The sequence below is a fragment of the Acidovorax sp. GW835-FHT14G06 genome (genome assembly GCF_058793595.1).
Genome location: NZ_JBXAGA010000004.1, coordinates 88418 through 114037, shown reverse-complemented (window position 1 = coordinate 114037; position 25620 = coordinate 88418). Strand labels below are relative to the sequence as shown.

The following is a 25620-nucleotide window of genomic DNA, read 5'->3' as shown; positions in this document are numbered from 1 at the left end:
AACCCGTTCAACAGCCTCAGTGGCTGTGCGCTGCCCCACTCACCATCGTGACCACCACCATGCCCGCAATCAGCCATGCAATCTGCGCAAAGGTTTCTCGCGCCGTCAGGCGCTTTTGCAACTGGGGAATCAAGTCGGCCAGCGCCACGTACACAAAACTGCTCGAGGCCACGGCCAGGAAGTACGGCAGAAAGTCTTGCAGCTGACCCACCAGGAAGTAGCCCACCACCCCACCCAGCGCCGTCACGGCACCTGCCAACGACACTTTGACCAGCGCCATGCGGCGGTTGGGGCTGGTCTGGCGCAGCACCACCAGGTCGCCCATGTGGTGCGGCACCTCGTGCGCCAGCACCGACACGGCAGCGATCACGCCCAGGCGGATATCGGCCATGAAGGCCGAGGCGATCAGGATGCCGTCGCCAAAACAATGCACGCTGTCGCCCGTCAGCACCGCCCAGCCGCCCGCACGCGGGCCGTGGTGGTGGTGCGCATGGCCGTGGTCATGGGCGTGATCGTGATGAGCATGGCCGTGTGCGGCGGGCTCTGCATGGCTGTGCTCATGTCCGTGGTGCCACAGCTCAGCCTTGTCCAGCAAAAAGAAAAACACCACACCCACCAACAGGGTTGCAAACAGGTCGTGGGCGCCCGCCTGGCTCTCGAACGCCTCGGGCAGCAGGTGCATGAAGGCCGTGGCCAGCAAGGCGCCCGCCGCCAGGCTGAGCAGATGCTGCGGGCCCACACTGTCGGCCCGGCCACCCAGGCCCAGCCGCATGAGCAAGGCGGCCAGCCACACACTGCCGATACCAGCGGCCAGCGTGGCCAGGATGATTGCTACCAAAGTCATAGCTTTTTGCGCTTTATCTGTAAGCCAAAGAACCTGTTCAAGCTCTGCACGCCCGATGCAAGATGAAAAAAGCCGCCCCGGGTATGGGGCGGCTGCGGGTGGCCTGGTGGGCCGGGGGTTTGTGAATCAAACCACACCGTGCGTCTTGAACCAGGCCAGCGCACGCTTCCAGCCGTCTTCGGCCGCATCCTTGCGGTAGCTGGCGCGGTAGTCGGCATGGAAGGCATGCGGTGCATCGGGGTACACCACAAATTCCGACGCCTTGGCCTGTGGCGAGCCACTGGACAAGGCCGCTTTCATCTTATCAACCGTGTCAAGGGGGATGCCGGTGTCTTTTTCGCCATACAGGCCTAGCACTGGCGCCTTGAGGATGGGCGCCAGGTCCACGGGGTGCTTGGGGGTGAGCTCGCTCGCCTGCCCCACCAGCCGCCCGTACCATGCCACGCCGGCCTTGACAGGGCCGTGTGCGGCATACAGCCAGGTGATGCGGCCACCCCAGCAAAAGCCGGTGATCCCCACCCGGGCGCCATCGCCCCCGTTGGCTGCGGCCCATGCCACAGCGCCGTCCAGGTCGGCCATCACCTGGGCATCGGGCACCTTGGACACCACTTCAGCCATCAGCTTGGCAATGTCGGTATAGGTGGTGGCGTCGCCCTGGCGCGCGTACAGCTGTGGGGCAATGGCCAGGTAGCCCGCCTTGGCAAAGCGACGGCAGGTGTCGGCGATGTACTCGTGCACGCCAAAAATTTCCTGGATCACCAGCACCACGGGCAGGCCGGTCTTGCCCGCCGGTGCCGCGCGGTAGGCAGGCACCTTGAAACCATTGACCGTGAAGCTCACTTCCCCCACCGTAAGACCGTCTGCCGGCGTGGCAATGGCTGTCTGCGCCATGATGGGGGTGGCCGCCGCCGCATAACCCAGGCCCAACGCTGCCTGCAGCGCAGTGCGGCGCGTAGCGCCCGCTTCAGTGGTGCGGCCGGGCAACAGCGCCTGAGCGTCGGTATGGAGGTCGTCATTGAACATCGGTTTTCTCCAAAAAAAGGGGGGATAGGCCACGGGGTGGATAGTGCCAGACCTGGAGTCTATGGGGTTTGCACGGCATCCGCATTCTCGGATACCGGAAAACGGGGAGCACTGCTAGACTTTCTGTGAGCACCGTCGCTATGGGCCAAGCCGCTGGCCTGCCACCGAGCACACGTCTGCTTGCCTGCCTCTTTTAACTTTTTTCTTTCAACCACCCGCCCGACCACATCCCGCAGACTACCCGCACCGACCCGAGCGCATGCCCCCTCTCCCCACACCACTCCCCCTGCGCGGACAGCTGCTGGTCCGGCTGGTGGCCGGAATTTGCGGCGCGGGTGGACTCGGGTTGCTGACATGGGCCCTGGCGCGCCAAAGCATGGACCCCGCCATGCGCCTGGCCAGCGTAGGGGCCGGGCTGGGGCTGGTGGCCAGCGCTGCGCTGTGCTGGTGGCTCTGCCTCAGGCTGCAGGCGGTGCTTGCAACGACCAAAGCTGCGCAGGAGGACGCGCAGCGGGCTACCGCCCAGCTGTGCGCCACGCTCGACATCCTGCCCGACGGCCTGGCAATCTACGACGCCGACGACCGCCTGGTGCTGTGCAATGCCCAGTACCGGGAGGTGAGCCCTGGCGCCACCATGGCGGTGGACTACGGCACCCGCTTTGAAGACGTGCTGCGCCGCGCTGCCGGATCGGGCCATATCGTGGCCGCACGGCAGGACACCCATGCCTGGCTGGCCGACCGCATGGCCCGCCACCGGTCCCCCGGCCACCCCGAGGTGCAAGAGGTCGAGGGTGACCGCTGGATGCTGATCACCGAGCGGCTGCAAGACGGGGGCGGCATGGTGGTGCTGCGCGCAGACATCACCGACGCGGTGCACAAGGAGCGCGCGCTCAAACAGGCCCTGCACGACGCCGAGCGCGCAGAGCGCAGCCTGCGCGAAGCAGTCAACGCCATGCCTGCCGGGCTGGACATCTACGACGAGCAAGACAGGCTGGTGCTGTGCAATGACCAGATGGCCCGGCTGCGCTCCCACCTGCCGGTGGCCGAGTCCCTGGGCAAGACCTACGAAGAACTGCTGCGCGAAGGCCTGCGCTACGGCATCCCCGAAGAGGCCAAGGGCCAGGAAGAACTCTGGCTGGCGCATGAGCTGGCCATCCGGGGCCACCGGCCCGGCCCCGAAGTGCGCCACTACCCCAACGGCACGTGGATGCACATGCACGAATGCCGCACGCCGTCAGGAATGACCGTGTGCGTGCGGCTGGACATCAGCGACCTGATCGAACAACGCCAGAAGGTCGAGGCCGCCCGCCAGGAGAGCCAGCGCATGCGCCAGCTGTTGGAGCGCGCGGTGGAGGCCCTGCCCGTGGGCATCGAAATCTTCGACGAGCAGGACCGGCTGGTGCTCTACAACCAGCAGTTGTCGCGCATGTACCCGCACATCAACTACGCGGACCACCTGGGCAAGGGCTTTGCGGACATCCTGCGTTATTCGGTCTCGCGCGGGCTGATCCCGTCGGCGCAGGGGCGCGAAGAGGCCTGGATCGCAGAGCGCCTGTCAGAGCATGGCAGCAGCACCTCCACCCTGGTGCAGCGCCTGAATGATGGCCGCTGGATCAACATCTACGAAACCCGCACCCCCGAGAACTACGTGGTGGCCGTGCGGCTGGACATCACCAACCTCATCGAGCAACGCCAGGCCCTGGAGGCCGCCCAGCAGGCCGCCCAGCAGGCCCGCCAGCTGCTGCAAGACGCCGTGGAATCACTGCCCGAAGGTTTTGCCCTGTTCGATGCCGACGACAAACTGGTGGTGTGCAACGCACAGTACCGGTGCCTCTACCCCATTGCGGCCCCCATGATCGTGCCCGGCAACACGTTTGAACAGATCGCACGCTACGGCGCCGAGCGCGGACAGTACCCCGACGCCATCGGCAACGAAGACGCATGGCTGGCCCAGCGCATGACCGACCACCGGTCCGCCAACCACGCAGTGCTGCAGCGCCTACCCGAGGGCCGCTGGCTGCAGGCCGACGAGCGGCGCACGCCGCAGGGCGGCATCGCCGGTGTGCGCACCGACGTGACGCAACTGGTGCGCAAGGAGCAGGAACTGGCCGCTGCCAACGCCAAGCTGGCGCTGCTGTCCACCACCGACGGTGTGACCGGCATTGGCAACCGCCGGCGCTTTGACGAACGGCTGGCCACCGAATGGATGCGCTGCGGGCGGCACCAGCTGCCGCTGGCTGTGATCCTGATCGACATCGACCACTTCAAGCTCTACAACGATCACTATGGCCACCTGGCCGGCGACGAATGCCTGCGCCGCGTGGCGCAGCTGCTGCAGGGCACCATCCGCCGGGCCGACGAGGTGGCCGCACGCTACGGCGGCGAAGAATTTGTGCTGCTGCTGCCCGACGTGCCACTGCCCGAGGCCGTGACGGTGGCAGAGCGCTGCATGGCCAGCCTGCGCGAGGCGGCCTTGGCCCACCCCCGCTCCCCCACGGCGCCCTACATCACGCTCAGCATGGGCATTGCCAGCCTGGTGCCACGCCCCGGCACCAGTTCTGACACACTCGTGCACGCGGCAGATGCAGCCCTGTACCGCGCCAAGTACGGAGGCCGCAACCGCTTCGAGGTCTTCACACCTCCGCAGTGACCCAGTTGCCTGCGGGTGTGCCGAAGGCCTCAGGAGGTCCGCGCAGGACCTCTCCGTTTTTTGCACACTTCGCATTCTTCGCAGGACAACGCTGATGAACATTTTGCTCACCGGCTCCACCGGTTTCGTGGGCCGCACCGTGGCCGCAGCACTTACCCGTGCGGGGCACCAGGTGCATGGTGGCGTCTCTCCCCGGCACCGGTTGCCCGGCGCCCTGCAGGTGCCCATGGACTTTGCACGCGACACCACCGCCCAAGCCTGGCTACCCCGTCTGGCAGGCATCGATGCCGTGGTCAACGCCGTAGGGGTGCTGCGCGACAGCCGGGCCCGCCCCATCGACGCCGTGCACCAGCACACGCCCATGGCCCTGTTTGATGCCTGCGCCCAGGCGGGCGTGCGGCGTGTCGTGCACATCTCGGCATTGGGCATTGAAGGCAGCGCCACCCGCTACGCCACCACCAAACGCGCTGCAGACAACCACCTGCTGGCGTTGGCTGGTCAAGGGGCATTGCACCCCGCCATCCTGCGGCCCAGCGTGGTGTTTGGCAAAGGCGGCGACAGCAGCGCGCTGTTCATGAACCTGGCACGCCTGCCGGTGGCACTGTTCCCCGGCCCCATGCTCACGGCGCGGGTGCAGCCGGTGTCGGTGCACGACCTGGCCGCCGCCATCGTTGCACTTCTGGGGCCCGCCATCGCCACCCAAGGGATCGTCGAGTGCGCCGGACCCGAGGCCCTGACCATGGGCGACTTCATTGCCAGCCTGCGCCAGCAACTGGGCCACGGCAAGGCCCATGTGCTGCGCCTGCCCGACCCGCTGACCCACCTGAGCGCCCGCCTGGGCGACGCAGTGCCCAGCGTGCCCTGGTGCACCGAAACCCTGAGCATGCTGGGCAGCGACAACGTGGGCAATCCGGCCGTTTTCGAGCAGTTACTGGGGCGCAAAGGCGTGCACTACAGCCAGCTGGTGGCCAGCGCCTGGCGCTGATGAGGTGACGAACGCCACGCGCGGCAGAAGGCCGAGCTTCTTCGCGCCAAAATTTCAAGCAAAAACGCCCTGTAGCGCTTATCAGTAAAGCGCTAACAGCTATCCAATCGATAGCATTTATAGCATTCAGAGCAGCGCGGCAGCAACCGTCAGCTGCACCGCATGGCACATCCGGCCATGCGCTGACACCGCTACAACGACATCGACGGGCGCGCCGCCATGGCCGCGCGCCAGCGCAGCAGGTGCGGTTGCTGCTCGCCCGGCTTGTGCTTGACCACACGCGCAAAGTCCACCGCTACCACGGCCGTGATGTCGGCCACGCTGAAGCGGTCAGTGGCAATGAAGTCGCGGTCTGCCAGGCGCTCGTTGAGCAGGGCAAAAAACTGCCCCACGCGCACCAGCCCGCGCTCGGCCAGGGCCGGGATTTGCGGGTAGTCCACCGCGCCGGGCAGCGCCCGGTTGGCCATGGCGGGTGCGCTGTTGCGCAGCGCCTCGGCAATGGCCTGCAGGCCCTCGAACTCCATGCGCCAGTTCCAGCTCGCAATCTCGGCCTTTTCTGCAGGCGTCTCGCCCAGCAGTGCAGGCTGCGGGTAGCGCGCTTCTAGATACGCCGTGATCGCCGCGTTGTCGGTCAGCAGCAGACCTTCTTCGCTGCGCAACGCGGGTACCGTGCACTGCGGGTTGATCTGGCGGTAGGCCTCGCCCAGTTGCTCGCCGCTGCGCAGGTCCACCTGCACGGTGTCGTGGGCCACGCCCTTTTCTGCCAGCAGGATGCGCGCCCGGCGCGGGCTGGGCGCCGTGGCGCAGTCGTACAAAGTGATCATGGTGACGCCTTGCAAAAACACTCAGCGTGCGGGGGAAGAAGCTGCTGCCGCTGCCGCCGCCTCGATCTTGTCCTGCGTTTTGGTGTCAAAGTCGCTGGCGTCATGCCGCTCGCGCAACTGGCTGGCCAGGTCGCCCTGAACACGGTTCACCTTGCGCCCGCGCTGCACAGCAGGGCGCTTGGCCACCTGCTCGGCCCAGCGCACCACATGCGTGTATTCGTGCACCTGTAAAAACTCGCCCGCGTTGTAGGCTTGGCCTTTCACCAACAAGCCGTACCAGGGCCAGATCGCGATGTCCGCCACCGTGTACTCATTGCCCGCCACGTACTCGGTCACGGCCAGGCGCTGGTTCAGCACATCGAGCTGGCGCTTGGCCTCCATCGCATAGCGGTCGATCGCGTACTCGATCTTGACCGGCGCATAGGCATAAAAATGACCAAACCCGCCGCCCACGAAAGGTGCACTGCCCATTTGCCAGAACAGCCAAGACAGGCATTCGGCCCGCGCCGCGCCGTCTTTGGGCAAAAAGGCGCTACCAAACTTCTCGGCCAGGTACATCAGGATGGCGCCGGACTCGAACACCCGCACCGGGTTGGCCGGGTCGGTACGGTCCAGCAGCGCCGGGATCTTGGAGTTGGGGTTGACAGACACGAACCCGCTGCCGAACTGCTCACCCTCGTTGATGCGAATCAGCCACGCGTCGTACTCCGCCCCGCTGTGGCCTTGGGCCAGCAGCTCTTCCAGCATCACCGTGACTTTGACGCCATTGGGCGTGCCCAGCGAATACAGCTGCAGCGGGTGGCGGCCTACGGGCAGCTCTTTGTCGTGTGTGGCTCCGGCAATCGGCCGGTTGATGCTGGCGAACTGGCCGCCGTTTTCTTTGTTCCATTGCCAGATGGCGGGTGGGGTGTAGGGGGTGGGATCAGACATGCGGAGGGGCTCCAAGCAAATGATGTGGATGAAGAGCGGAATGGCCTTTGCCGGAAGCGTTATTGAGTCGGCATCATTGAACTTGAAACAACCCTTCGGGCTGAGCCTGTCGAAGCCTTGCGCGGCGCTTTGACTACGCTCAGTGAACGGCTTCAAATGGGTTGGTGTCGACTCAATAGTGCTCCGGCTCACGGCCAAAACTGTGTCGTTTGACACGCAGCGAAATCATAGACCGTAGGCTCATCCGTGACGTGATACGCCTACCCCAAGCCTGCCGCGCCACGGCAGGGCTGAAAAACGCTGAAAAAGGCGGTCGACCCCAGCACCACCAGTCGATGCGCGCCTGTGCACGCGCGATTCCGGCAAGCGCCACGGGTGTCCGTAAAGTCTGCACCTACCGCGGCTTCCGTCGCTTTCGCGCGGCACTGGGCAGTTCGCCAAAATGCTGGCGATAACTCGCGGAGAAGTCTCCGAAGTTGTGAAACCCCGCTGCTGTGGCGACTTCTGCCACGGTGAGCGAGCAAGGCGACGTGGTCAGCATGAGATGGGCTTTTTCCAGCCGTCTTTTGAGTGCGTAGCGTATCGGCGATATGCCGACATGGTTTGAAAAAGCGCGGTGCAGGGTACGTATCCCTACACCCGTCACCTGGGCGAGGTCCTCCAGCCGAGGGGCCTGGTCCAACGAACTTTCAATGTAGTCCATTGCTCGTTTCACAATCGATGCCGTCGCCAGGTCCTGCGACTTGTACGGATGGTTGTCAGTTGGCCAGGTCAGCACAAGCTGCATCAGGAGCCCTTCACTCACTCTGCTTGCAAGGTCCACATCGGAGCTATGCCCCGTATGCGGCACCTGGGCCAAGCAAGCTACCGCAGATTGCAGCCAGCGTGATTCAGGGGATTGGGCATCCATCCAGGTTTTGAACCTCGGTGTGTCTCCGTCCCAAGAATGCCCGTATAGCATCTTGCAAGTCTTCATCAAATCGGAGGCGGGTATCTTCAAGTTGACGATTCGCGAGTCCGCAGAAAGGCGCATGGCAGGCTGGTCGCCGATATTGATCGCTGCGGCATCGCCAGCGCTGAAGACACGGTCATCCGTCTTTGCATACCCCCGGCACAGCATGCTGAGATTCAAATAGTCAGTCGGCACTGTCGTCGCGAACGACACGTCGCAGCCGTATTCGACCGAGCCGCAATGCAATGCGCCAAGTTCAAACTCACGGTAGCTGAATCGAACACGCTTGTCGCGCGGGATGTTGAGCGCGTGGGGGGTGTAAACACTCTGGAGAAGTTCCATTGCGCGGTCAGCGGTTTGGGTCTCCAACACGGTGCGCCATCGGGTGGTTGCAGGCCAACCGCCAGGCGCACCGTCTAAGGGAATGAACTCGGAGGACATGCCCAACTGTGTCTCCGAACCGCCCGTTTCTCTATCAGGGATGGTACTGAGACAACGGGGCCTACACCCAAAACCCGTTGCGCTTGGAGCGATAGCGTAGCGCCGCATAGGCAGCGTCGACCAGCGATTGGCCGCGTTCATTCAATGCCGCACCAGGGGCCATGCGTGTCATGTGATATCCGAAGGACATCTGCTCTGCCGGATCACCAAACCCGATACTTCCGCCAAAACCGGCGTGGCCGTAGGCGGTAGTTCCGAGGGCAATGGAGGCATTGGCAACGTGCTGCCGGTTGTCCATCGCGCCGTGGAAGCCCAGCCCGAAGCGGCTGGACATGCGAAACGTTTGATCTATTGCGGTGGCAGCGTGAATCGTACCGAGCTGCGCCGCGTAGTCGTCGGGAAGGAGCCGAACGCCATTAAAACCACCGGCATTCACCAACGCCGCATACATGGTCGCAAGGCCTCTTCCGTTGGTCACGCCGCCTGCTGCGCCTATTTCTGACTGAAGCGACAGCCGAGAGTTGTAGGCCGGCGGGGTACTGGGAGGCGTACCAAACCACCCCCCCGCGTTGAAGAAGACCGCCGCTTGCAAACCTGTGGGATCAAGCCCGATCCTGGACATGAAGGGATCCCCTGGAAGCGTTTCATTGGTGCCAAGCATCGGAGCCACGCGTTCCAGATGCTCCGACGGCAACCCAATCCAGAAGTCCATTCCCAATGGATTTGCGACACGATCATGAAAGAACTTTCCGAGAGAGACACCGGAAACACGGCGTATCAGTTCCCCTATCAACCAGCCAAAGGTAAGGGCATGGTAGCCCTGCATGGTGCCCGGCTCCCACCAGGGGCTCATCTGTGCGATGGCTTTGGTCATGTAGTCCACATCGGCCCAGGCCTGGTCAGGAACAGGGGTTGCAAACGGAATTGCGGGGACTCCTGCGGAGTGATGCAAGGCCATCCGTACCGTGGCCGCCCCTTTGCCCTGGGCCGCAAATTCGGGCCAATAGTGCGCGATGGGACGGTTCAGATCCAGTACTCCCTCGGCAATGAGGATGTGTGCGCACAACGCGGTCGCGGCCTTGGTGCAGGAAAACACGAGCGATAGTTGATCGCGCTGCCAGGGCCGACTTGGCTTGGCGGAGAGCGTGTCGGCAAAGCCCCCCCAGGCTTCGAGCGCTGGCAGGCCCTTGTGGGTCATTGCCAGAGATGCGCCAATTTCTCCGCGTTGCTCAAAGTTGCGGACAAACTCATCAAAAACCGGCATGAATCGATCACTCACGTAACCGCTGACCAGCGCGCCATTGGAGAGGCTGACTTGCTTGAGCGGCAGCGCGGTGTTCCATGAAGAGGCCGCGGCTTCAGCGGACCCACAGCCGGCGACCAGGCCTGCCGATGTTGCAACCAAGCTGCTACCAAGTGCCAAAAAGCCTCTGCGAGTCGATTGAGGGTGGATCATCTTGTCTCCTGAGTGTCGATGTTGTGAATCGCGGAGCACTCAGTGTCGGCAGAAGCTGCCACGGCTTCTACCGGAAAAAGGACAGCCCAATACCGAAAGTCGGCCGTGCTGTCGCTTGTGTTGCAGCAGGAATTTGGAGAAGACGCGCCGAGGAGACGCCGCTTGCCATAGCACCAGCTATGGCGGTGCCTGGCGCCGTGCAGCCGCGCAGGGGCAACATGGCCGATTGCTACAAATTTTATAGCTTACAGCGCTTACCTAGTAAGCGCTAGATGCCAAAACACCATAAATTCTGGTCTCCAGCCCGCCTGTCTTTGGTTCAGTGCGCCTTATCCCAGTTCAACCCTACACCGACCTCCGCCAACAGCGGCACCTTCAGCGCAGCCACTTCCGCCATCAAGCGCGGGATGTGGGTCTTGAGCCAGTCCACCTCGCTCTCGGGTAGCTCGAACACCAGTTCGTCGTGCACCTGCATGATCATCTTGATGTCCGGCTTGTGGGCGTCCAGCTCTTTTTGCACCGCCACCATGGCCAGCTTGATGAGGTCTGCCGCCGTGCCCTGCATGGGCGCGTTGATGGCAGCGCGCTCGGCGCCGGCGCGGCGGGGGCCGTTGGGGGAGTTGATCTCGGGCAGGTACAGGCGGCGGCCAAACACGGTTTCGACATAGCCCATGGATTTGGCGGCGGCCTTGGTCTCGTCCATGTACTGCTTCACGCCGGGGTAGCGCTGGAAGTATTTGTCGATGTAGGCGGCTGCGGCCTTGGTCTCTATCCCTAAGTTCTTGGCCAGGCCAAAGCTGCTCATGCCGTAGATGAGGCCAAAGTTGATGACCTTGGCGTAGCGGCGTTGCTCGCTGGTGACCTGATCGACCTCCACACCAAACACCTCGGCAGCGGTGGCGCGGTGCACGTCAAGCCCGGCGTGGAAGGCGTGCAGCAGCGAGTGGTCGCCGCTCAGGTGGGCCATGATGCGCAGCTCGATCTGTGAGTAGTCGGCGCTGGCGATCACACGGCCTGCGGGGGCCACAAAGGCCTCGCGCACGCGGCGGCCTTCGGGGGTGCGGATGGGGATGTTCTGTAGGTTGGGGTCGTTGCTGGACAGACGGCCTGTGACGGCCACAGCCTGCGCGTAGTGCGTGTGCACGCGGCCTGTGCGTGGCAGCGCCAGCTGGGCCAGCTTGTCGGTGTAGGTGCCTTTGAGCTTGACGAGGCTGCGGTGCTCCAGCAGCTTGGCGGGCAGGGGGTAGTCCTCGGCCAGCTTTTCCAGCACTTCTTCGTCGGTGCTGCGGGCGCCGGTGGCGGTCTTCTTCACCACGGGCATGCCCAGCTTGTCGAAGAAGATTTCGCCCAGCTGCTTGGGGCTGCTCAGGTTGAAGGGCTGGCCCGCAATTTCGTACGCCTCGGTTTCGAGCTGCAGGATGCGCTGGCCCAGCTCGTGGCTTTGCGCGGCCAGCGTGGGGGCGTCAATCAGCACGCCGTTGCGTTCGATGCGGTACAGGGCCTCGCTGCTCTGCATCTCCAACTCGTAGATGAAGCGCAGCTTGTCATCCGCCTGCAGCAGGGGCCACAGGGCGTTGTGCACGTCCAGGGTCTGGTCGGAGTCTTCGCACGAGTAGGCGGCGGCCTTGTCGACCGGCACTTGCGCAAACGGAATCTGGTGCGCCCCCTTGCCGCACAGGTCCTCATACGTGATGCCCTTGCGGCCGGTGTGGCGCTCGGCCAGGCTGGTCAGGTTGTGGGGCTTGTGCACTTCGAGCACGTAGCTTTGCAGCATGGTGTCGTGCGCGTAGCCCTGCACCTCGATGCCGTGGTTGGCGAACACATGGCGGTCGTATTTGATGTGCTGGCCCAGCTTGTGGTGCTTAGGGTTTTCCAACCAGGGCTTGAGGCGGGCGAGCACTTCGTCCAGCGGCAGTTGCGCGGGGGCATCGGGGCCTTCGTGGCGCAGGGGGATGTAGGCGGCCTCGCCGGGCTGTACGCTGAAGCTGATGCCGACGATTTGCGCACGCATTTCGTCGAGGGAGTCGGTCTCGGTGTCGATGGCCGTGAGCGGGGCCTTGTGCAGGCGCTCCAGCCACTGGTCAAAGTCGGCCCAGTTGAGGATGGTGTCGTACACCACGGTGCGGTGCTGGGCTTCCTCAGCCACGGTGCTGGCGGAATGATCGGCAAACAAATCGCCGCTTTGGCCGGGCATGGCAACGGTGGGAGCGGTGGCTGCGGGGGCCGATGCACCCTTGATGGCGGCGGCCAGGCCCTTGAAGCCGTATTGTTCGTAAAACGGCAGCAGGCCGGCGTTGTCTGGCGCGTCGAGCGTGATGTCATCAAACCCAGGCAGGCCGGGGATGTAGTCGGCCAGCGCGCAGTCGGTCTTCATGGTGACGAGCTGGCGGCTCAAGGCCAGCTGGCCGCTGGCAATCGCCTCGCGCAGGTTGTTGCCCGCCACGCCCTTGATGGCGTCGGCGTTGGCAATCAGGTTGTCGAGCGAGCCGTATTCTTCCAGCCACTTGGCGGCCGTCTTGGGCCCTACCTTGGTCACGCCGGGCACGTTGTCCACGGTGTCGCCCACCAGGGCCTGGTAGTCCACCATCAGCGTGGGTGGCACGCCAAACTCTGCCGTCACGCCCGCCACATCGCGGCGCTTGCCGCTCATGGTGTCGATGATGGTGATGTGCTCGTTGACCAGCTGGCTCAAGTCTTTGTCGCCGCTGGACACGATGACTTCAATGCCCTGCGCTGCGGCCATGTGGGCCAGGGTGGCGATCACGTCGTCGGCCTCCACGCCGGGCACGGCCACTACCTTCCAGCCCAGCAGGTCCACCACCTGGTGGATGGGCTCGATCTGGCTGCGCAGGTCGTCGGGCATGGGCGAGCGCGTGGCCTTGTATTCGGTGTACAGGGCGTCGCGGAAGGTGGGGCCCGAGGCGTCGAACACGCAGACGGCGTAGTCGGCCACCACCTCTTTGCGCAGGGCCTGCATCATGTTGATCATGCCGCGAATGGCACCGGTGGCAGGGCTTGTGGGGTCGCCCGGCACGGCCCGCAGGTCGGGCATGGCGTGGAAGGCGCGGTAGAGGTAGCTGGAGCCATCCACCAGCACCAGGGTCTTTTTGTTGCTCATGCGGCAATTGTGCACGGGCAGCGCCCGCCGGGCGGCGCTCTACAATCGCCCGATGCGCGCTGTTCACCTTCTCCTGCTGCTGGGCATGGCCTGCGGCAATGCCCTGGCCCAAACCCCGTCTCCATCCCCTGCCCCGACCGCCTCAGGCACTGGCGCACAGCGCGAGGCGCTGCCCGATCCCGAGCCCCTGTCTGGCCGCACCAACCAGCGCACGGAGCGCATCCAGATCGAAGACGCAGGCAGCCGTGTGGATGAGCTGCGGGTAGGCGGGCAGACCCAAAATATCTCGGTGCAGCCCAAAACCGGCAGCCTGCCCGCCTACGAAGTGCAGTCGCCTGACGGCGCGCGCAGCCGCGCTGGCGGCAACAATGGCGCAGAGACCACCACGGCACCCCGCGTCTGGAACGTGTTCAAGTTCTGATGGCCTGCAGGGTGGCACGCACACACTGCGCTGCCACCGGTTAAGCCTCCTCCCGCCGCCTGCTGTTTAGCCCCTCCCCTTCTCATTTCTTCGACCCCCTGAGCGATGGCCGTTTTTACCGAAGTCTCCAATCCCGAGGCGCGCGAGTTGCTGCGCCGTTTGCAACTGGGCGAGCTGGTGGAGCTGCGCGGCATTGAGGGTGGCATCGAGAACACCAACTACTTTCTGACCAGCGACCAGGGCGAGTTCGTGCTGACGCTGTTCGAGCGCCTGACGGCCGAGCAGCTACCGTTTTACCTGTACCTGATGAAGCACCTGGCGCACGGCGGTGTGCCCGTGCCTGACCCGCGTGCCGACAAGAACGGCGACATCCTGCACACCGTGTGTGGCAAGCCTGCCGCCGTGGTCAACAAGCTGCGCGGCAAGAGCCAGCTGGCGCCACAAGGCGTGCACTGCGCCGCAGTGGGCACCATGCTGGCCCGCATGCACCTGGCAGGCCGCGACTTTGACCGCCACCAGCCCAACCTGCGCGGCCTACCCTGGTGGAACGAGACCGTGCCGGTGGTGCTGCCCCACATTGACAACGCGCAGGCGGCGCTGCTGCGGTCCGAGCTGGCCTACCAGAACCACGTGGCCGCCAGCTCCGCCTATGCCGCCCTGCCGCGCGGGCCCGTGCATGCAGACCTGTTCCGCGACAACGTGATGTTCGAGGGTGAAGAGCTGACCGGCTTCTTCGACTTCTACTTTGCAGGTGTGGACACCTGGCTGTTTGACCTGGCCGTGTGCCTGAACGACTGGTGCATCGACCTGCCCACCGGCGCACACGATGCTGAGCGCGCCACGCGCATGCTGGACGCCTACCAGGCCGTGCGCCCGCTGACGGCCGCCGAGCGCGAGCTGCTGCCCGCCATGCTGCGCGCCGGGGCGCTGCGGTTCTGGATCTCGCGCCTGTGGGACTTTTACCTGCCGCGCGAGGCCTCCATGCTCAAGCCCCACGACCCCACGCACTTCGAGCGCGTGCTGCGCGGGCGACTGGCCCTGCCCGTGCACGCGGGCTGATCCCACAACGGACGGGCAGCCTCTAACCCCTGGCCCAGCCACCGGTTTGGGGCAGTGGGGTAAATTCGACCTTATTCGCCCACTCGGCATCGAAAGCCGCTCGGCGCCCCTTATTGGCGCCGGGGCGCAGCCAGCGGTGCTGGGCCTCTCCTCCTTTCCAACGTATTCATGAAACTCCACATCGTTCCCGCACGCACCGGCATGGCCTGGGTCAAGCTCGGCGTCCGGGCGTTCTGGCGGCAGCCCATGGCGCTGGCTGCGCTGTTCTTCATGACCATGGCGGCGATGTCGCTGGCCACGATGATCCCGCTGGTGGGCCCAGCCATTGCACTGGTACTGCTGCCGTCGGCAACACTGGCCATGATGGTGGCGGCGGCGCAGGCATCGCAAGGGCGGTTTCCGATGCCCACGGTGCTGCTGGTGGCGTTTCGCACCGGGCGCGAGCGGCTGCGCGACATGCTGACACTGGGTGTGCTGTATGCGGTGGCTTTCCTCGGCATCATGGGCCTGTCGGCCCTGCTCGACGGCGGGCAGTTTGCACAGGTGTACCTGGGTGGCGCGCCCATGACCCGGGAGATTGCCGAGAACCCGGACTTCCAGCGCGCCATGTGGCTGTCGATGGTGCTGTACCTGCCGCTGTCGCTGCTGTTCTGGCATGCACCGGGGCTGGTGCACTGGCATGGTGTGCCGCCGGTCAAGGCACTGTTCTTCAGCATCGTGGCCTGCGTGCGCAACTTTGGCGCGTTCCTGGTTTATGGGCTGGGCTGGCTGGGGGTGTTTCTGCTGGGCGGGTTGGTGGTCAGCATCGTGTCTGCACTGCTGGCCGTGGCGGGGCTGGCGGGATCGATGGCCGGTGGCATCATGGTGGGCGCCGCCATGATGATGGCGGCGATGTTCTTCACCTCGGTGGTCTTCACCTTCCGCGACTGCTTCGAGCCCCCATCCACCCCTGCGCAAGAAGAGGCGCCCCATGACAACCCGCCCCCCAATCCACCCGACACCCCCCCTGCAGGGCCGCTCTGACGACGAGCTGGTCTGGTTCCAGCGGCGCAGCGTGGTACAGGCCGCCGCGCTGTGGGTGGCAGGCGGTGGTTGGGCCGCCGCCCATGCCCAGGCGCGCAGCAACATCGTGGAGGTGCGGGGCGAGGTGCTGCGCAATGGCGAGCCCCTGACCGCGCAGCACACCATCAGCGCCAACGACCACATCGAAACTGGGCCCGGTGCCAGCCTGGTGTTCTCGGTGGGCGACAGCGCCTTCATGGTGCGGCAGAACTCACGCATGGCGATGGAGAGCGACACCCCCACGGCCGTCAAGCTGCTGCGCCTGCTCAGCGGTGCGGTGGCCACGGTGTGGGGGCGCGGCCCCGACCGGCAGATTGCGCTGCCCACGGCTACCGCAGGCATTCGAGGTACCGGCGTGTACGCCGAGGTGTTTGCCGACCAGGACCAGCGCGGCTACCTTTGCAACTGTTATGGCACGGTGGAGCTGACGGCAGGCGGCGAGCGCCTGGTGAGCCAGTCCAGCTACCACCAGTCGTTCTGGGCTGAGCCCGCACCCCGCAATGGCCGGCTGCTGACTCCGGCCGGTGCCATCAACCACACGGACGAAGAGATGGAGTTCTTGGCGGGGCTGGTCAACCAGCGCACCGCGTGGCAGGTGTCGGGCCGCAAGGGCGTCAAGGACGGCAGCGGCGGCGCGGCCGCACCGGCCAACAGTTACGGAAGCGGCAACTCCTACGGCCCGCCCGGCTCCCGGGACTGAACGCTGCTCAGCGGTACTCTGCCGCGCTGAGCCGCAGCGCGCCGCGATGGCTGCGCGGCGCGCATTGAGGTGCCGTTACGCAGTGCGTCAGGCACTGCGTCAAACCGTCACACAAACGTCAAACCACTGTCACGGGGCGTTCCTAGGATCGCGGGCTGGATTCCATGCCACCCGCCCCACACGCCTTTCCAACAAGGTTCCCGGTCGGATCAGGGCGTGGCATGCCCGTTCGCATACCCACTTGGAAACACTCCGAAAATGACCCAACCGACGATGCCCACCCGCCGCAAGGCCCTGCAACTGCTGGCCGGCGTTCCCATGCTGCCGCTCAGCGCCAGCGCCTCGGCCGCCCTGCTGACCGCCTGCGGTGGCAGCGACTCCGCCGCGCCCGGCTATGTGTCGGCCAGCTTCACGTCGATGGCAGCCCCCACCCTGGCCAACGCCGCTGCCATGGCCACGACCACCGTGGGCTCCACGCTCAACATCAAGCTCAGCGACGACTCGGTGCGCTCGTACCAGCTGGCTTACCAGCCGTTCTTCGTGACGGGCGACATGGTGTCCGACGGCAAGGGCGGCACCATCCTGTCGGGTGGCTACTACGACATCAACAACAAACCCATCATCGACGCCACGGTGGCTGGCAAGGAACGCCAGTACTTCTCGGACTCGCCCGACGGCACCTCGCTGCTGACCGTGGCCAACCCCACCGTGACTGGCCTCAAGGGCAAGGCCGTGTTTGCCGTGGTGCAGTTTGAATACACCACCTGGGCGCAAGACGGCAAGACCGACATGTACGGCAAGCTGCCCTCGCCCATCGCCGTGCTGACGCTGGACCAGGACCAGACCACCGGCAAGCTGAGCCTGGTGAAGTACCACAACGTGGACACCTCCAAGGTGCACGGCCTGTGGATCACCTGCGGCGCGAGCCTGTCGCCCTGGGGCACCCACCTGTCGAGCGAAGAATACGAACCCGATGCGTTCAGCATCGCCAGCAACGCCATGTTCAAGGCCTACAGCAAGAACTTGTATGGCGACGAAACCAAGGCCAATCCCTACCACTACGGCCACATGCCCGAAGTGACGGTGAACCCCGATGGCACCGCCAGCATCAAGAAGCACTTCTGCATGGGCCGCATCTCGCACGAGCTGGTGCAGGTGATGCCTGACAACCGCACGGCGCTGATGGGCGACGACGCCACCAACAGCGGCTACTTCGTGTTCGTGGCCGACAAGGAAAAAGACCTGTCGTCCGGCACGCTGTACGTTGCCAAGGTGGGCAGCGGCTTCTCCATCGACCCCAAGGTCGGCACAGCAGCGCCCCTCACCTGGATCAAGATGGGCTCGGCCACCAGCGCCGAGATCGAGAACCTGGCCAACACGCTCAAGCCCACGGACATCATGACCGTGAAGACCACCGACCCGGCCGATGCCAGCTACACCAAGATCGTGGCCAACGGCAAGACCGAGTGGATCAAGCTGAACCCTGGCATGGAAAAGGCCGCTGCCTTCCTGGAAACCCACCGCTACGCCGCCTACCTCGGCGCCAGCCTGGGCTTCACCAAGATGGAAGGCACCACGGTCAACGCCAAGGACAAGATTGCCTACTCTGCGCTGCAGAACATCCAGTCGTCCATGGTGGCAGGCAACGCCGCCAACGTGCCGGGCAACGGCATCTCGGTGCCCAAGCAACTGGTGGCCGGCGCCGTGATGGCGCTGAACCTCAAGGGTGGCCAGAAGGACACCGCTGGCGGCACCATCAACAGCGAATGGATGCCCGTGGACACCAAGGTGCTGCTGGCCGGTGAAGACATCACCGCCGACGCCCTGGGCAACACCGCCAACCCCAACAACATCGCCAACCCGGACAACCTCAAGTTCTCCGAAAAGATGCGCACCCTGTTCATCGGCGAAGACAGCAGCCAGCACGTCAACAACTTCCTGTGGGCCTACAACGTGGACACCAAGCAGCTGTCGCGCGTGATGTCGATCCCCTCGGGCGGCGAGTCCACCGGCCTGCACGCCGTGGACGAGATCAACGGCTGGACGTACATCATGAGCAACTTCCAGCACGCCGGTGACTGGGGCGCCATCCACAGCGTGGTCAAGGACACGCTGGACCCGATGATCAAGGCCAACTACAAGAACAAGAACGGCGCGGCCGTGGGCTACCTGACGGCAGCGGCCAAGCAGCCCAGCCTGAACCAGGCCTGAACTCAGCCTGAAACCAGCCTGAGCTAGAGGCCAACAGGGCTGCACCCGGTGCGGCCCGCTTCAAAAACCAACGGGGCCCGAGGGCCCCGTTATCATTGGCGGCCCCGGTTTGCTATACAAACAATAGCTACCAGGGCATAAGGTACTAGCGCTAGCAGGCGATCTAGCTCAAAACGCGCTATTCGACCACCGTCAGCTTGGCCACCGACAGCGCCAGCCACTTGGTGCCGTGGCGCGGAAAGTTGACCTGTGCACGTGCGTCGTCGCCGGTGCCTTCAATGGCCAGCACCTTGCCCTCGCCAAACTTGGTGTGGAACACGGCAATGCCCGCGCGCAGGCCGTGCGAGGGCGCCGCCTTCTGCGCAGGCACTGGGGGGCTGGCAAACGTCTCGGATTTGAAGCCAAATTGGCCTCTAGCGCTAGATCCATATGCGCTACCAGCTCCTGAATTAGTAGCGAAACTGGGCGTATACGAGCCAAAGCCCTGCTGCTTGGGCGTGATCCACTTGAGGGCCGCTTCGGGCAGTTCGTCAAAAAACCGGCTCTTGATGTTGTAGCGCGTCTGCCCGTGCAGCATGCGCGTTTGCGAGTGACTCAGGTACAGGCGCTTGCGGGCGCGGGTGATGGCCACGTACATCAGGCGACGCTCTTCCTCCAGGCCGTCGCGGTCGCTGGCGGAGTTCTCGTGGGGGAACAGGCCCTCCTCCATGCCGCCGATGAACACGCAGTCAAACTCCAGCCCCTTGCTGGCGTGCACCGTCATGAGCTGCACAGCGTCCTGCCCAGCCTGGGCCTGGTTGTCACCGGCTTCGAGCGCGGCGTGGGTCAGGAAGGCGGCCAGGGGCGAGAGGGTTTCGCCGGTGTCGGCATCCACAATGCCGGGCACAGCGGGTTTCAAAGGCTCGTCGAGTACGGGCGCGTTCGGGTCCAGCCCTTGGCTGACCACGCTTTGGGTGAGCGGCGTGCCGTGCTCGTCCAGCGGCAGCGCCACCGCGTCACGGCCAAAGCCCTCTTGCGTGACAAAGCTCTCGGCGGCGTTGACCAGTTCCTCCAAGTTCTCGATGCGGTCGGCGCCTTCCTTCTCGGTGCGAAAGTGCTCCACCAGCCCCGTGGATTCGAGCATCTGCTCGATGATGCCGCGCAGGTTCAGGCCCTGGGTCTGCTCGCGCAGCACATCCACCATGGCCACAAACGCGCCCAGGTTGGCCCCCGCCTTGCCGGGCACAGCGCTCACCGCATCGTGCAACGAGCAGCCTGCGGCGCGGGCCGCGTCCTGCAGCACCTCGATGCTGCGCGCGCCAATGCCGCGCGGAGGAAAGTTGACGACGCGCGTGAAGCTGGTGTCGTCGTGCGGGTTCTCCAACAGGCGCAAATACGCCAGCGCGTGCTTGATTTCTGCACGTTCAAAAAACCGCAGGCCGCCGTACACGCGGTAGGGCACGCTGGCATTGAACAGCGCCGATTCGATCACCCGGCTTTGCGCATTGCTGCGATAAAGCACTGCAATCTCTTTGCGCTCAAAGCCGTCGTTGCGCACCAGCTGCTTGATCTCGTCGACCATCCACTGCGCCTCGGCCAGGTCCGAGCTGGCCTCGTACACGCGCACGGGCTCGCCTGCGCCCTGCGTGGTGCGCAGGTTCTTGCCCAGGCGGCGGCTGTTGTGGCTGATGAGGGCATTGGCCGAGTCAAGGATGTTGCTGTAGCTGCGGTAGTTCTGCTCCAGCTTGATCTGGCGTTGCACATCGAACTCGCGCACAAAGTCGGTCATGTTGCCCACGCGCGCGCCACGGAAGGCGTAGATGCTCTGGTCGTCGTCGCCCACTGCGATCACGCTGCCGCGCGCTTCAAAGCGCCCGCCCACGTCGTTACCCGCCAGCTGCTTGAGCCAGGCGTACTGCAGCTTGTTGGTGTCCTGGAACTCATCGACCAGGATGTGCGCAAAGCGGCGCTGGTAATGCTCGCGAATGGGGTCGTTGTCGCGCAGCAGCTCGTAGCTGCGCAGCATCAGTTCGCCAAAGTCCACCACGCCCTCGCGCTGGCATTGCTCTTCGTACAGCTGATAGATCTCGACCTTCTTGCGGGCGTCGCTGTCGTGCGCCTCCACGTTGGCGGGGCGCAGGCCTTCTTCCTTGCAATTGGCAATGAAATACGCCAGCTGCTTGGGTGGAAAACGCTCATCGTCCACGTTGTGCTGCTTGCAAAGGCGCTTGATAGCCGAGAGCTGGTCCTGGGTGTCGAGGATCTGGAACGACTGCGACAGCCCCGCCGCCTTGTGGTGCGCGCGCAGCAGCCGGTTGCACAAGCCGTGGAAGGTACCGATCCACATGCCGCGCACGTTCACCGGCAACATGGCCGACAGACGGGCCACCATCTCCTTGGCGGCCTTGTTGGTGAAGGTGACGGCCAGGATACCGCCCGGCGTGGCGTAGCCGTTCTGCAGCAGCCAGGCGATGCGGGTGGTAAGCACCCGGGTCTTGCCCGACCCGGCCCCCGCCAGGATGAGGGCATGGCCTGCGGGCAGCGTCACCGCAGCCAGTTGCTCGTCATTCAGGTTAGTCAGAAGGGGGGATGCAGCCGAGGGCGCACCGGAGTGTGGGGGCACCAGCGCATCTGGCACACCCGAAAACGGGTCTTGTGGGAACATCCAGCCATTGTAGAAAGCCCCTGCCCCACGCTGCCCCACACCATGAAAAACATTGCCCTCACCCTGGCCAGCCTGTGGCTTGCACTGGCGCATGCCCCCCAGGCGCTGGCCCAGGCCAGTTGCAGCAGCGACGGCACCCCCAGGCCTTTGGCCGTGTTCGAGCGATTCATCAGCGCCGACTGCGAGGCCTGCTGGGGCGATGCTGCCACCCCGGCACCGTCGGCCAACGCAGGTGCCATGGTGCTGGACTGGATCGTGCCCGGCAAGACGGGCGATGAAGCCCCCTTGTCGGCTGCGGCCACAACCGATGCTCTGCCGCGCCTGAAGGCCCTGGGGCGCAAGCCGCCCATTTCCACCGATGTGTATGTCACACCAGTGGATGGAGCGGCACGCGGCCGGTTGCGCGTGGCCCACGGGGTGGCGTTCAATGACTATGTGGGCACAGGTATCAACTTCACCCCCTCCCCCGTGGCGCCACAGCGCAAGGCTGCTGCCACGCCCCTTGCCTTTCGCCTGCTGCTGGTGGAGGCCATCCCCACAGGCACCGACGGCACGGTGGTGCCCCGTTTCATCGTGCGCAACCAGTTCGAGGGCACCTGGCCCCAGGCATACCGGGCCGCAAGCAGCAAAGGCAAGCCGTGGGCATGGATGGAGACCCGCTCCATGCGCATCCCCGATGGCGCGCAGGCCGAGCGGCTGCATCTGGTCGGCTGGGTGCAAGATGCCTCGGGCAGCATCGTGGCGGCCGCCCAATCCGTATGCAGGTAATACCGGGGCCGTTATGACGGCCATTTGGCAGGCGGGTAGAATCAAGCACCGGGCCCAAGTTTCTTGACGCCCGGTTTTTTGTGCCTGCGCTCAGCAGGGTTCGGAGTGACTCTCACGTTCACTCTCGCAAAGCCGGTCTGACAGCCAAGCGCCCACCGCCGTCGAAATAGTTTGGCGGCGCCCCTTTATGGAGCTTGGAATCTCATGGAAATCTTCGACTACGACAACATCCTGCTGCTGCCTCGCAAGTGCCGCGTGGAAAGCCGCTCGGAATGCGACGCCAGCGTGGAGCTGGGCGGCCGCCGCTTTCGCCTGCCGGTGGTGCCCGCCAACATGAAGACCGTGGTGGACGAAACCATCTGCACCTGGATGGCGCAGAACGGTTACTTCTACGTCATGCACCGCTTTGACCTGGACAACATCCAGTTCGTCAAGGACATGCACGCCAAGGGCTGCTACGCGTCGATCTCGCTCGGCGTCAAGCAACCCGACTACGACACGGTGGACCAGCTGGTGGCCTTGGGACTCACGCCCGAATACATCACCATCGACATCGCCCATGGCCATGCCGACAGTGTGAAGAACATGATTGGCTACCTCAAAAAGCACCTGCCCCAGTCGTTTGTGATCGCGGGTAACGTAGCCACACCCGAAGCCATCATCGACCTGGAAAACTGGGGCGCCGATGCCACCAAGGTGGGCGTAGGCCCGGGCAAGGTGTGCATCACCAAGCTCAAGACCGGTTTTGGCACGGGTGGCTGGCAGCTCAGCGCGCTCAAGTGGTGTGCCCGCGTGGCCACCAAGCCCATCATTGCCGATGGCGGCATCCGCAGCCACGGCGACATCGCCAAGAGCATCCGCTTTGGCGCCAGCATGGTGATGATCGGCTCGCTGTTTGCGGGCCACGAGGAGTCACCAGGCAAAACGGTGGAAGTGGACGGCGCGCTGTTCAAGGAGTACTACGGCTCGGCCAGCGACTTCAACAAAGGCGAATACAAGCATGTCGAAGGCAAGCGCATCCTCGAACCTATCAAGGGCAAACTGGCCGAGACGCTGATCGAGATGGAGCAGGACGTGCAAAGCTCCATCAGCTACTCGGGCGGCACCAAGCTGATGGACGTGCGCAAGGTCAACTATGTGATCCTGGGCGGCGACAACGCAGGCGAACACCTGCTGATGTAACCCAGAAGCCGGGCGCGGATTCCGGCGCGGTCAGGCCCGCAGCAGGTTCTGCGCCATGTGGTGCAGGTCATGGCCGGGCTTGGCCAGGGCATCCACGATGCTGAAGTGATTCAACCCCGGCAAGGCCACGCTGCGGGGCACGAAATGGCTGCCCCAGGCGTGCTGCATGAGCTGGTTCTGGCGCAGGAACTCGGGGCTTTCATCGGCCCCGACGGCGCAATACAGTGTGCCGGTGGGCGGCTCCAGCAAACGCGCAGGGCTGCATTGCAGTACCTGCTGCTCGGTCAGGTGCAACACCGACTGGTACATGGGCGTATGCATGACGGGTTCGAGATCGTGCACCCCAGAGATCGACAGCGCATTGCGCACCAAGCCATCTGGCAAGCCCTTGCCGATGAGCGACCACACGCTGGTGAGCAGCAGCGCCGCCAGTTGCCCGCCAGCAGAATGCCCCGCCACGGTGATCCGCTGGGGGTCGCCACCATGGGCAGCAATGTGGTGCCACACCCAACCCAGAGCCTTCTCCATCTGCCGCGCGATGTGAGGAATGGTCACCGGCGCCTGCGGAGTGCCCGGGCACAGCGCGTAGTTCACCACCACCACACAAAACCCGGCCTGGGTAAAGGGCGGAGCGATGAACGAGTGATCGGATTTGTCGAGCGACCGCCAGTAACCGCCGTGGATGAACACCAGTACCGGCACCGGCCCACCCGCGGTGCGGGTGGACGGAAACACGTCCAGGGTTTCCCCGACACCTGTGCCATAGGTCACATCCAGCGCACAGGGGACATTGGCGCGTACCTGGGCCGAGTCTTGCGCCCAACGCTGGAAGTAGTCCATGTAGTCAGGGACAAGGGCGCGGTTGTTGTACATGCGCTCCAGCCAGGCGGGGTCATACAGGGGCAAGGTCATGGGCAGTGGTCTCCGTGTAGTGCAGGCTACATTCCGCGCGGTGGGGTGCGCCCTCTGAAGGCTCGGCAGGCACAGAAATGACGCTGGTGCTACAGAATCATCTGGCCAATCGCCGTACGCTGCAAGCTCCGTGACAGGCTGCAGCGCCAAAAAGGCACATGATGCCAACAGACACGCCCTTGAATACCTTTTCGCAGCAGAGCAACGCCATGACCACCACACCGCTTCGCATCGCCGTTCTTGGCATTGGCATGATGGGGTTGCCCATGGCCAGGCGGCTCAGCGAAGCAGGCCACCAGGTGCAGGCATGGAACCGGACCCGCGCCAAGGCAGAACCGCTGACGCAATGGGGTGTGACCGTGCACGGCAGCCCTGCCGATGCCGTCAAGGACGCCGACATTGCCATCAGTCTGCTTGAGAACGGCCCGGTCGTGGGCCAGGTCCTGTTTGAACAGGGCACTGCCCGGGCGATGCGCCCAGGCGCTCTTTTCATTGACATGGCCTCCATACAGCCCAGCGAGGCCCGCGACCACGCGGCCCGCCTGGGCGAGCTGGGCCTGACCCACCTGGACGCACCGGTATCGGGTGGCACCGTCGGTGCCGAAGCTGGCACCCTGGCCATCATGGCTGGCGGACGGCCTGAAGACTTTGCCCGTGCCCGGCCCGTGTTCGCCTGCCTGGGGCGCGCCACGCATGTGGGGCCACACGGCGCTGGGCAACTGGCCAAACTTGCCAACCAGATGATCGTGGGCATCACGATTGGCGCCGTGGCCGAAGCGCTGCTTTTTGCCGCCAAGGGTGGTGCCGATATGGCTAAGGTCCGCGAGGCCATCAGTGGTGGTTTTGCCGACAGCCGCATCCTGCAGTTGCATGGTCAGCGCATGGTGGAACGCGACTTTGCGCCCCGGGGCCGCATGGCTGTCCAGCTCAAGGACATGCGCAATGCTCTGGCCACGGCCAGGGAGACGGGTTTCGACGCCCCCATCACCGCACTGTTCGAGGCGCTGTATGCCGAGGGTGTGGACCACGGTCTGGGCGAACTGGACCACAGCGGTCTCTTTGTAGAACTGGCCAGTCGCAACGCAATGCAATAATTTTTGAGCACGACTTGCAGAGTGCTAAAAAATTAGTGCATAATTCGAGGCTCTGCAGCAATGCAGACAAATTTAAAAGATTTGGGTTCTTAGCTCAGTTGGTAGAGCAGCGGACTCTTAATCCGTAGGTCGAGTGTTCGAGTCACTCAGGACCCACCAAATCAAGCCGCAAGGCACAAAAAGCCTGTTACCCATAAGTAGCAGGCTTTTTTGTTTTCAGACCGATTGCTTCCCCGCTCGCGGCAGCCCGGCCCCATGGCACGGAGTCGTCCGCCGGCAGCACCATCGTCTGGCCGCCTGGGGCCCACGGCCCCGGTGTCCGCCCTCCACGGGTGGCAACGGAT

The 25620-nt window shown here is 64.4% G+C and carries 19 protein-coding genes and 1 tRNA gene; 11 read left to right on the top strand and 9 right to left on the bottom strand.

The window, feature by feature from the left end:
- Positions 1–16 precede the first annotated feature (16 nt).
- Both AC1Q64_RS07870 and AC1Q64_RS07865 read right to left on the bottom strand, forming a co-directional pair.
- Positions 17–844: a ZIP family metal transporter gene (locus AC1Q64_RS07870; RefSeq protein WP_291434716.1), complete on the bottom strand. Its 828-nt coding sequence runs from the start codon at positions 842–844 to the stop codon at positions 17–19.
- A 126-nt stretch (positions 845–970) separates the two neighbouring features.
- Entirely contained in the window at positions 971–1867 is an 897-nt protein-coding gene (locus tag AC1Q64_RS07865; protein ID WP_291434718.1) for a dienelactone hydrolase family protein, read from the bottom strand.
- Positions 1868–2126: 259 nt separating this feature from the next.
- On the opposite strand from AC1Q64_RS07865, the gene AC1Q64_RS07860 reads away from it, so the two are divergent.
- Positions 2127–4517, top strand: a complete 2391-nt coding sequence (locus AC1Q64_RS07860; protein WP_492250958.1) for a sensor domain-containing diguanylate cyclase — start codon at positions 2127–2129, stop codon at positions 4515–4517.
- A gap of 94 nt (positions 4518–4611) precedes the next feature.
- Entirely contained in the window at positions 4612–5502 is an 891-nt protein-coding gene (locus AC1Q64_RS07855; protein ID WP_492250957.1) for an NAD-dependent epimerase/dehydratase family protein, read from the top strand.
- 191 nt (positions 5503–5693) lie between these two features.
- Here AC1Q64_RS07855 and AC1Q64_RS07850 read toward each other — a convergent pair whose 3' ends face one another.
- From AC1Q64_RS07850 to polA, 5 genes are all read right to left on the bottom strand, one after another.
- Positions 5694–6326, bottom strand: a complete 633-nt coding sequence (locus AC1Q64_RS07850; RefSeq protein WP_492250956.1) for a glutathione S-transferase family protein — start codon at positions 6324–6326, stop codon at positions 5694–5696.
- A gap of 21 nt (positions 6327–6347) precedes the next feature.
- Positions 6348–7256: a glutathione-dependent disulfide-bond oxidoreductase gene (gene yghU / locus AC1Q64_RS07845; RefSeq protein ID WP_492250955.1), complete on the bottom strand. Its 909-nt coding sequence runs from the start codon at positions 7254–7256 to the stop codon at positions 6348–6350.
- Between the two features lie 394 nt (positions 7257–7650).
- Positions 7651–8550, bottom strand: a complete 900-nt coding sequence (locus tag AC1Q64_RS07840) for a helix-turn-helix domain-containing protein (RefSeq protein ID WP_291434727.1) — start codon at positions 8548–8550, stop codon at positions 7651–7653.
- Positions 8551–8710: 160 nt separating this feature from the next.
- Positions 8711–10105 carry a serine hydrolase domain-containing protein gene (locus AC1Q64_RS07835; RefSeq protein WP_492250954.1) on the bottom strand — a complete coding sequence of 465 codons (1395 nt, stop codon included), beginning with the start codon at positions 10103–10105 and terminating at the stop codon, positions 8711–8713.
- 319 nt (positions 10106–10424) lie between these two features.
- A complete protein-coding gene (polA, locus tag AC1Q64_RS07830) occupies positions 10425–13223 on the bottom strand; it encodes a DNA polymerase I (RefSeq protein ID WP_492250953.1) in 2799 nt (932 codons plus the stop codon).
- Between the two features lie 52 nt (positions 13224–13275).
- On the opposite strand from polA, the gene AC1Q64_RS07825 reads away from it, so the two are divergent.
- The 5 genes from AC1Q64_RS07825 to AC1Q64_RS07805 all read left to right on the top strand — a co-directional run bounded on the left by AC1Q64_RS07825 (position 13276) and on the right by AC1Q64_RS07805 (position 18676).
- Positions 13276–13644, top strand: a complete 369-nt coding sequence (locus AC1Q64_RS07825; protein WP_291435426.1) for a hypothetical protein — start codon at positions 13276–13278, stop codon at positions 13642–13644.
- 105 nt (positions 13645–13749) lie between these two features.
- Positions 13750–14703, top strand: coding sequence for a homoserine kinase (locus tag AC1Q64_RS07820; RefSeq protein ID WP_492250952.1), 954 nt, complete (start codon positions 13750–13752; stop codon positions 14701–14703).
- 168 nt (positions 14704–14871) lie between these two features.
- Positions 14872–15726 (top strand): BPSS1780 family membrane protein, encoded by an 855-nt coding sequence (locus AC1Q64_RS07815; RefSeq protein WP_492250951.1) that lies wholly within the window; start codon positions 14872–14874, stop codon positions 15724–15726.
- Complete coding sequence (locus AC1Q64_RS07810; RefSeq protein WP_492250950.1) at positions 15674–16465, top strand: FecR family protein; 792 nt, start codon at positions 15674–15676, stop codon at positions 16463–16465. The genes AC1Q64_RS07815 and AC1Q64_RS07810 overlap by 53 nt, the downstream gene beginning before the upstream one ends.
- Before the next feature lie 258 nt (positions 16466–16723).
- Complete coding sequence (locus tag AC1Q64_RS07805; protein ID WP_492250949.1) at positions 16724–18676, top strand: PhoX family protein; 1953 nt, start codon at positions 16724–16726, stop codon at positions 18674–18676.
- Between the two features lie 178 nt (positions 18677–18854).
- Here AC1Q64_RS07805 and AC1Q64_RS07800 read toward each other — a convergent pair whose 3' ends face one another.
- On the bottom strand, positions 18855–21320 hold the full coding sequence (locus AC1Q64_RS07800) for a UvrD-helicase domain-containing protein (protein ID WP_492250948.1): 2466 nt from the start codon (positions 21318–21320) through the stop codon (positions 18855–18857).
- 42 nt (positions 21321–21362) lie between these two features.
- Between AC1Q64_RS07800 and AC1Q64_RS07795 the strand changes: the two genes are divergently transcribed.
- Both AC1Q64_RS07795 and AC1Q64_RS07790 read left to right on the top strand, forming a co-directional pair.
- The gene (locus tag AC1Q64_RS07795) at positions 21363–22088 is read left to right on the top strand and encodes a hypothetical protein (protein WP_291435399.1); all 726 of its coding nucleotides are present in this window, start codon (positions 21363–21365) and stop codon (positions 22086–22088) included.
- A 204-nt stretch (positions 22089–22292) separates the two neighbouring features.
- Positions 22293–23270, top strand: a complete 978-nt coding sequence (locus AC1Q64_RS07790; RefSeq protein ID WP_291435397.1) for a GMP reductase — start codon at positions 22293–22295, stop codon at positions 23268–23270.
- Between the two features lie 30 nt (positions 23271–23300).
- On the opposite strand, the gene AC1Q64_RS07785 is transcribed toward AC1Q64_RS07790, so the two are convergent.
- Positions 23301–24182 carry an alpha/beta hydrolase gene (locus AC1Q64_RS07785; protein WP_492250947.1) on the bottom strand — a complete coding sequence of 294 codons (882 nt, stop codon included), beginning with the start codon at positions 24180–24182 and terminating at the stop codon, positions 23301–23303.
- Positions 24183–24391: 209 nt separating this feature from the next.
- Here AC1Q64_RS07785 and AC1Q64_RS07780 point away from each other — a divergent pair, with 209 nt between their 5' ends.
- Both AC1Q64_RS07780 and AC1Q64_RS07775 read left to right on the top strand, forming a co-directional pair.
- Complete coding sequence (locus AC1Q64_RS07780; protein WP_492250946.1) at positions 24392–25276, top strand: NAD(P)-dependent oxidoreductase; 885 nt, start codon at positions 24392–24394, stop codon at positions 25274–25276.
- Positions 25277–25359: 83 nt separating this feature from the next.
- Positions 25360–25435: transfer RNA gene (locus AC1Q64_RS07775), tRNA-Lys, on the top strand.
- Positions 25436–25620: the final 185 nt, after the last annotated feature.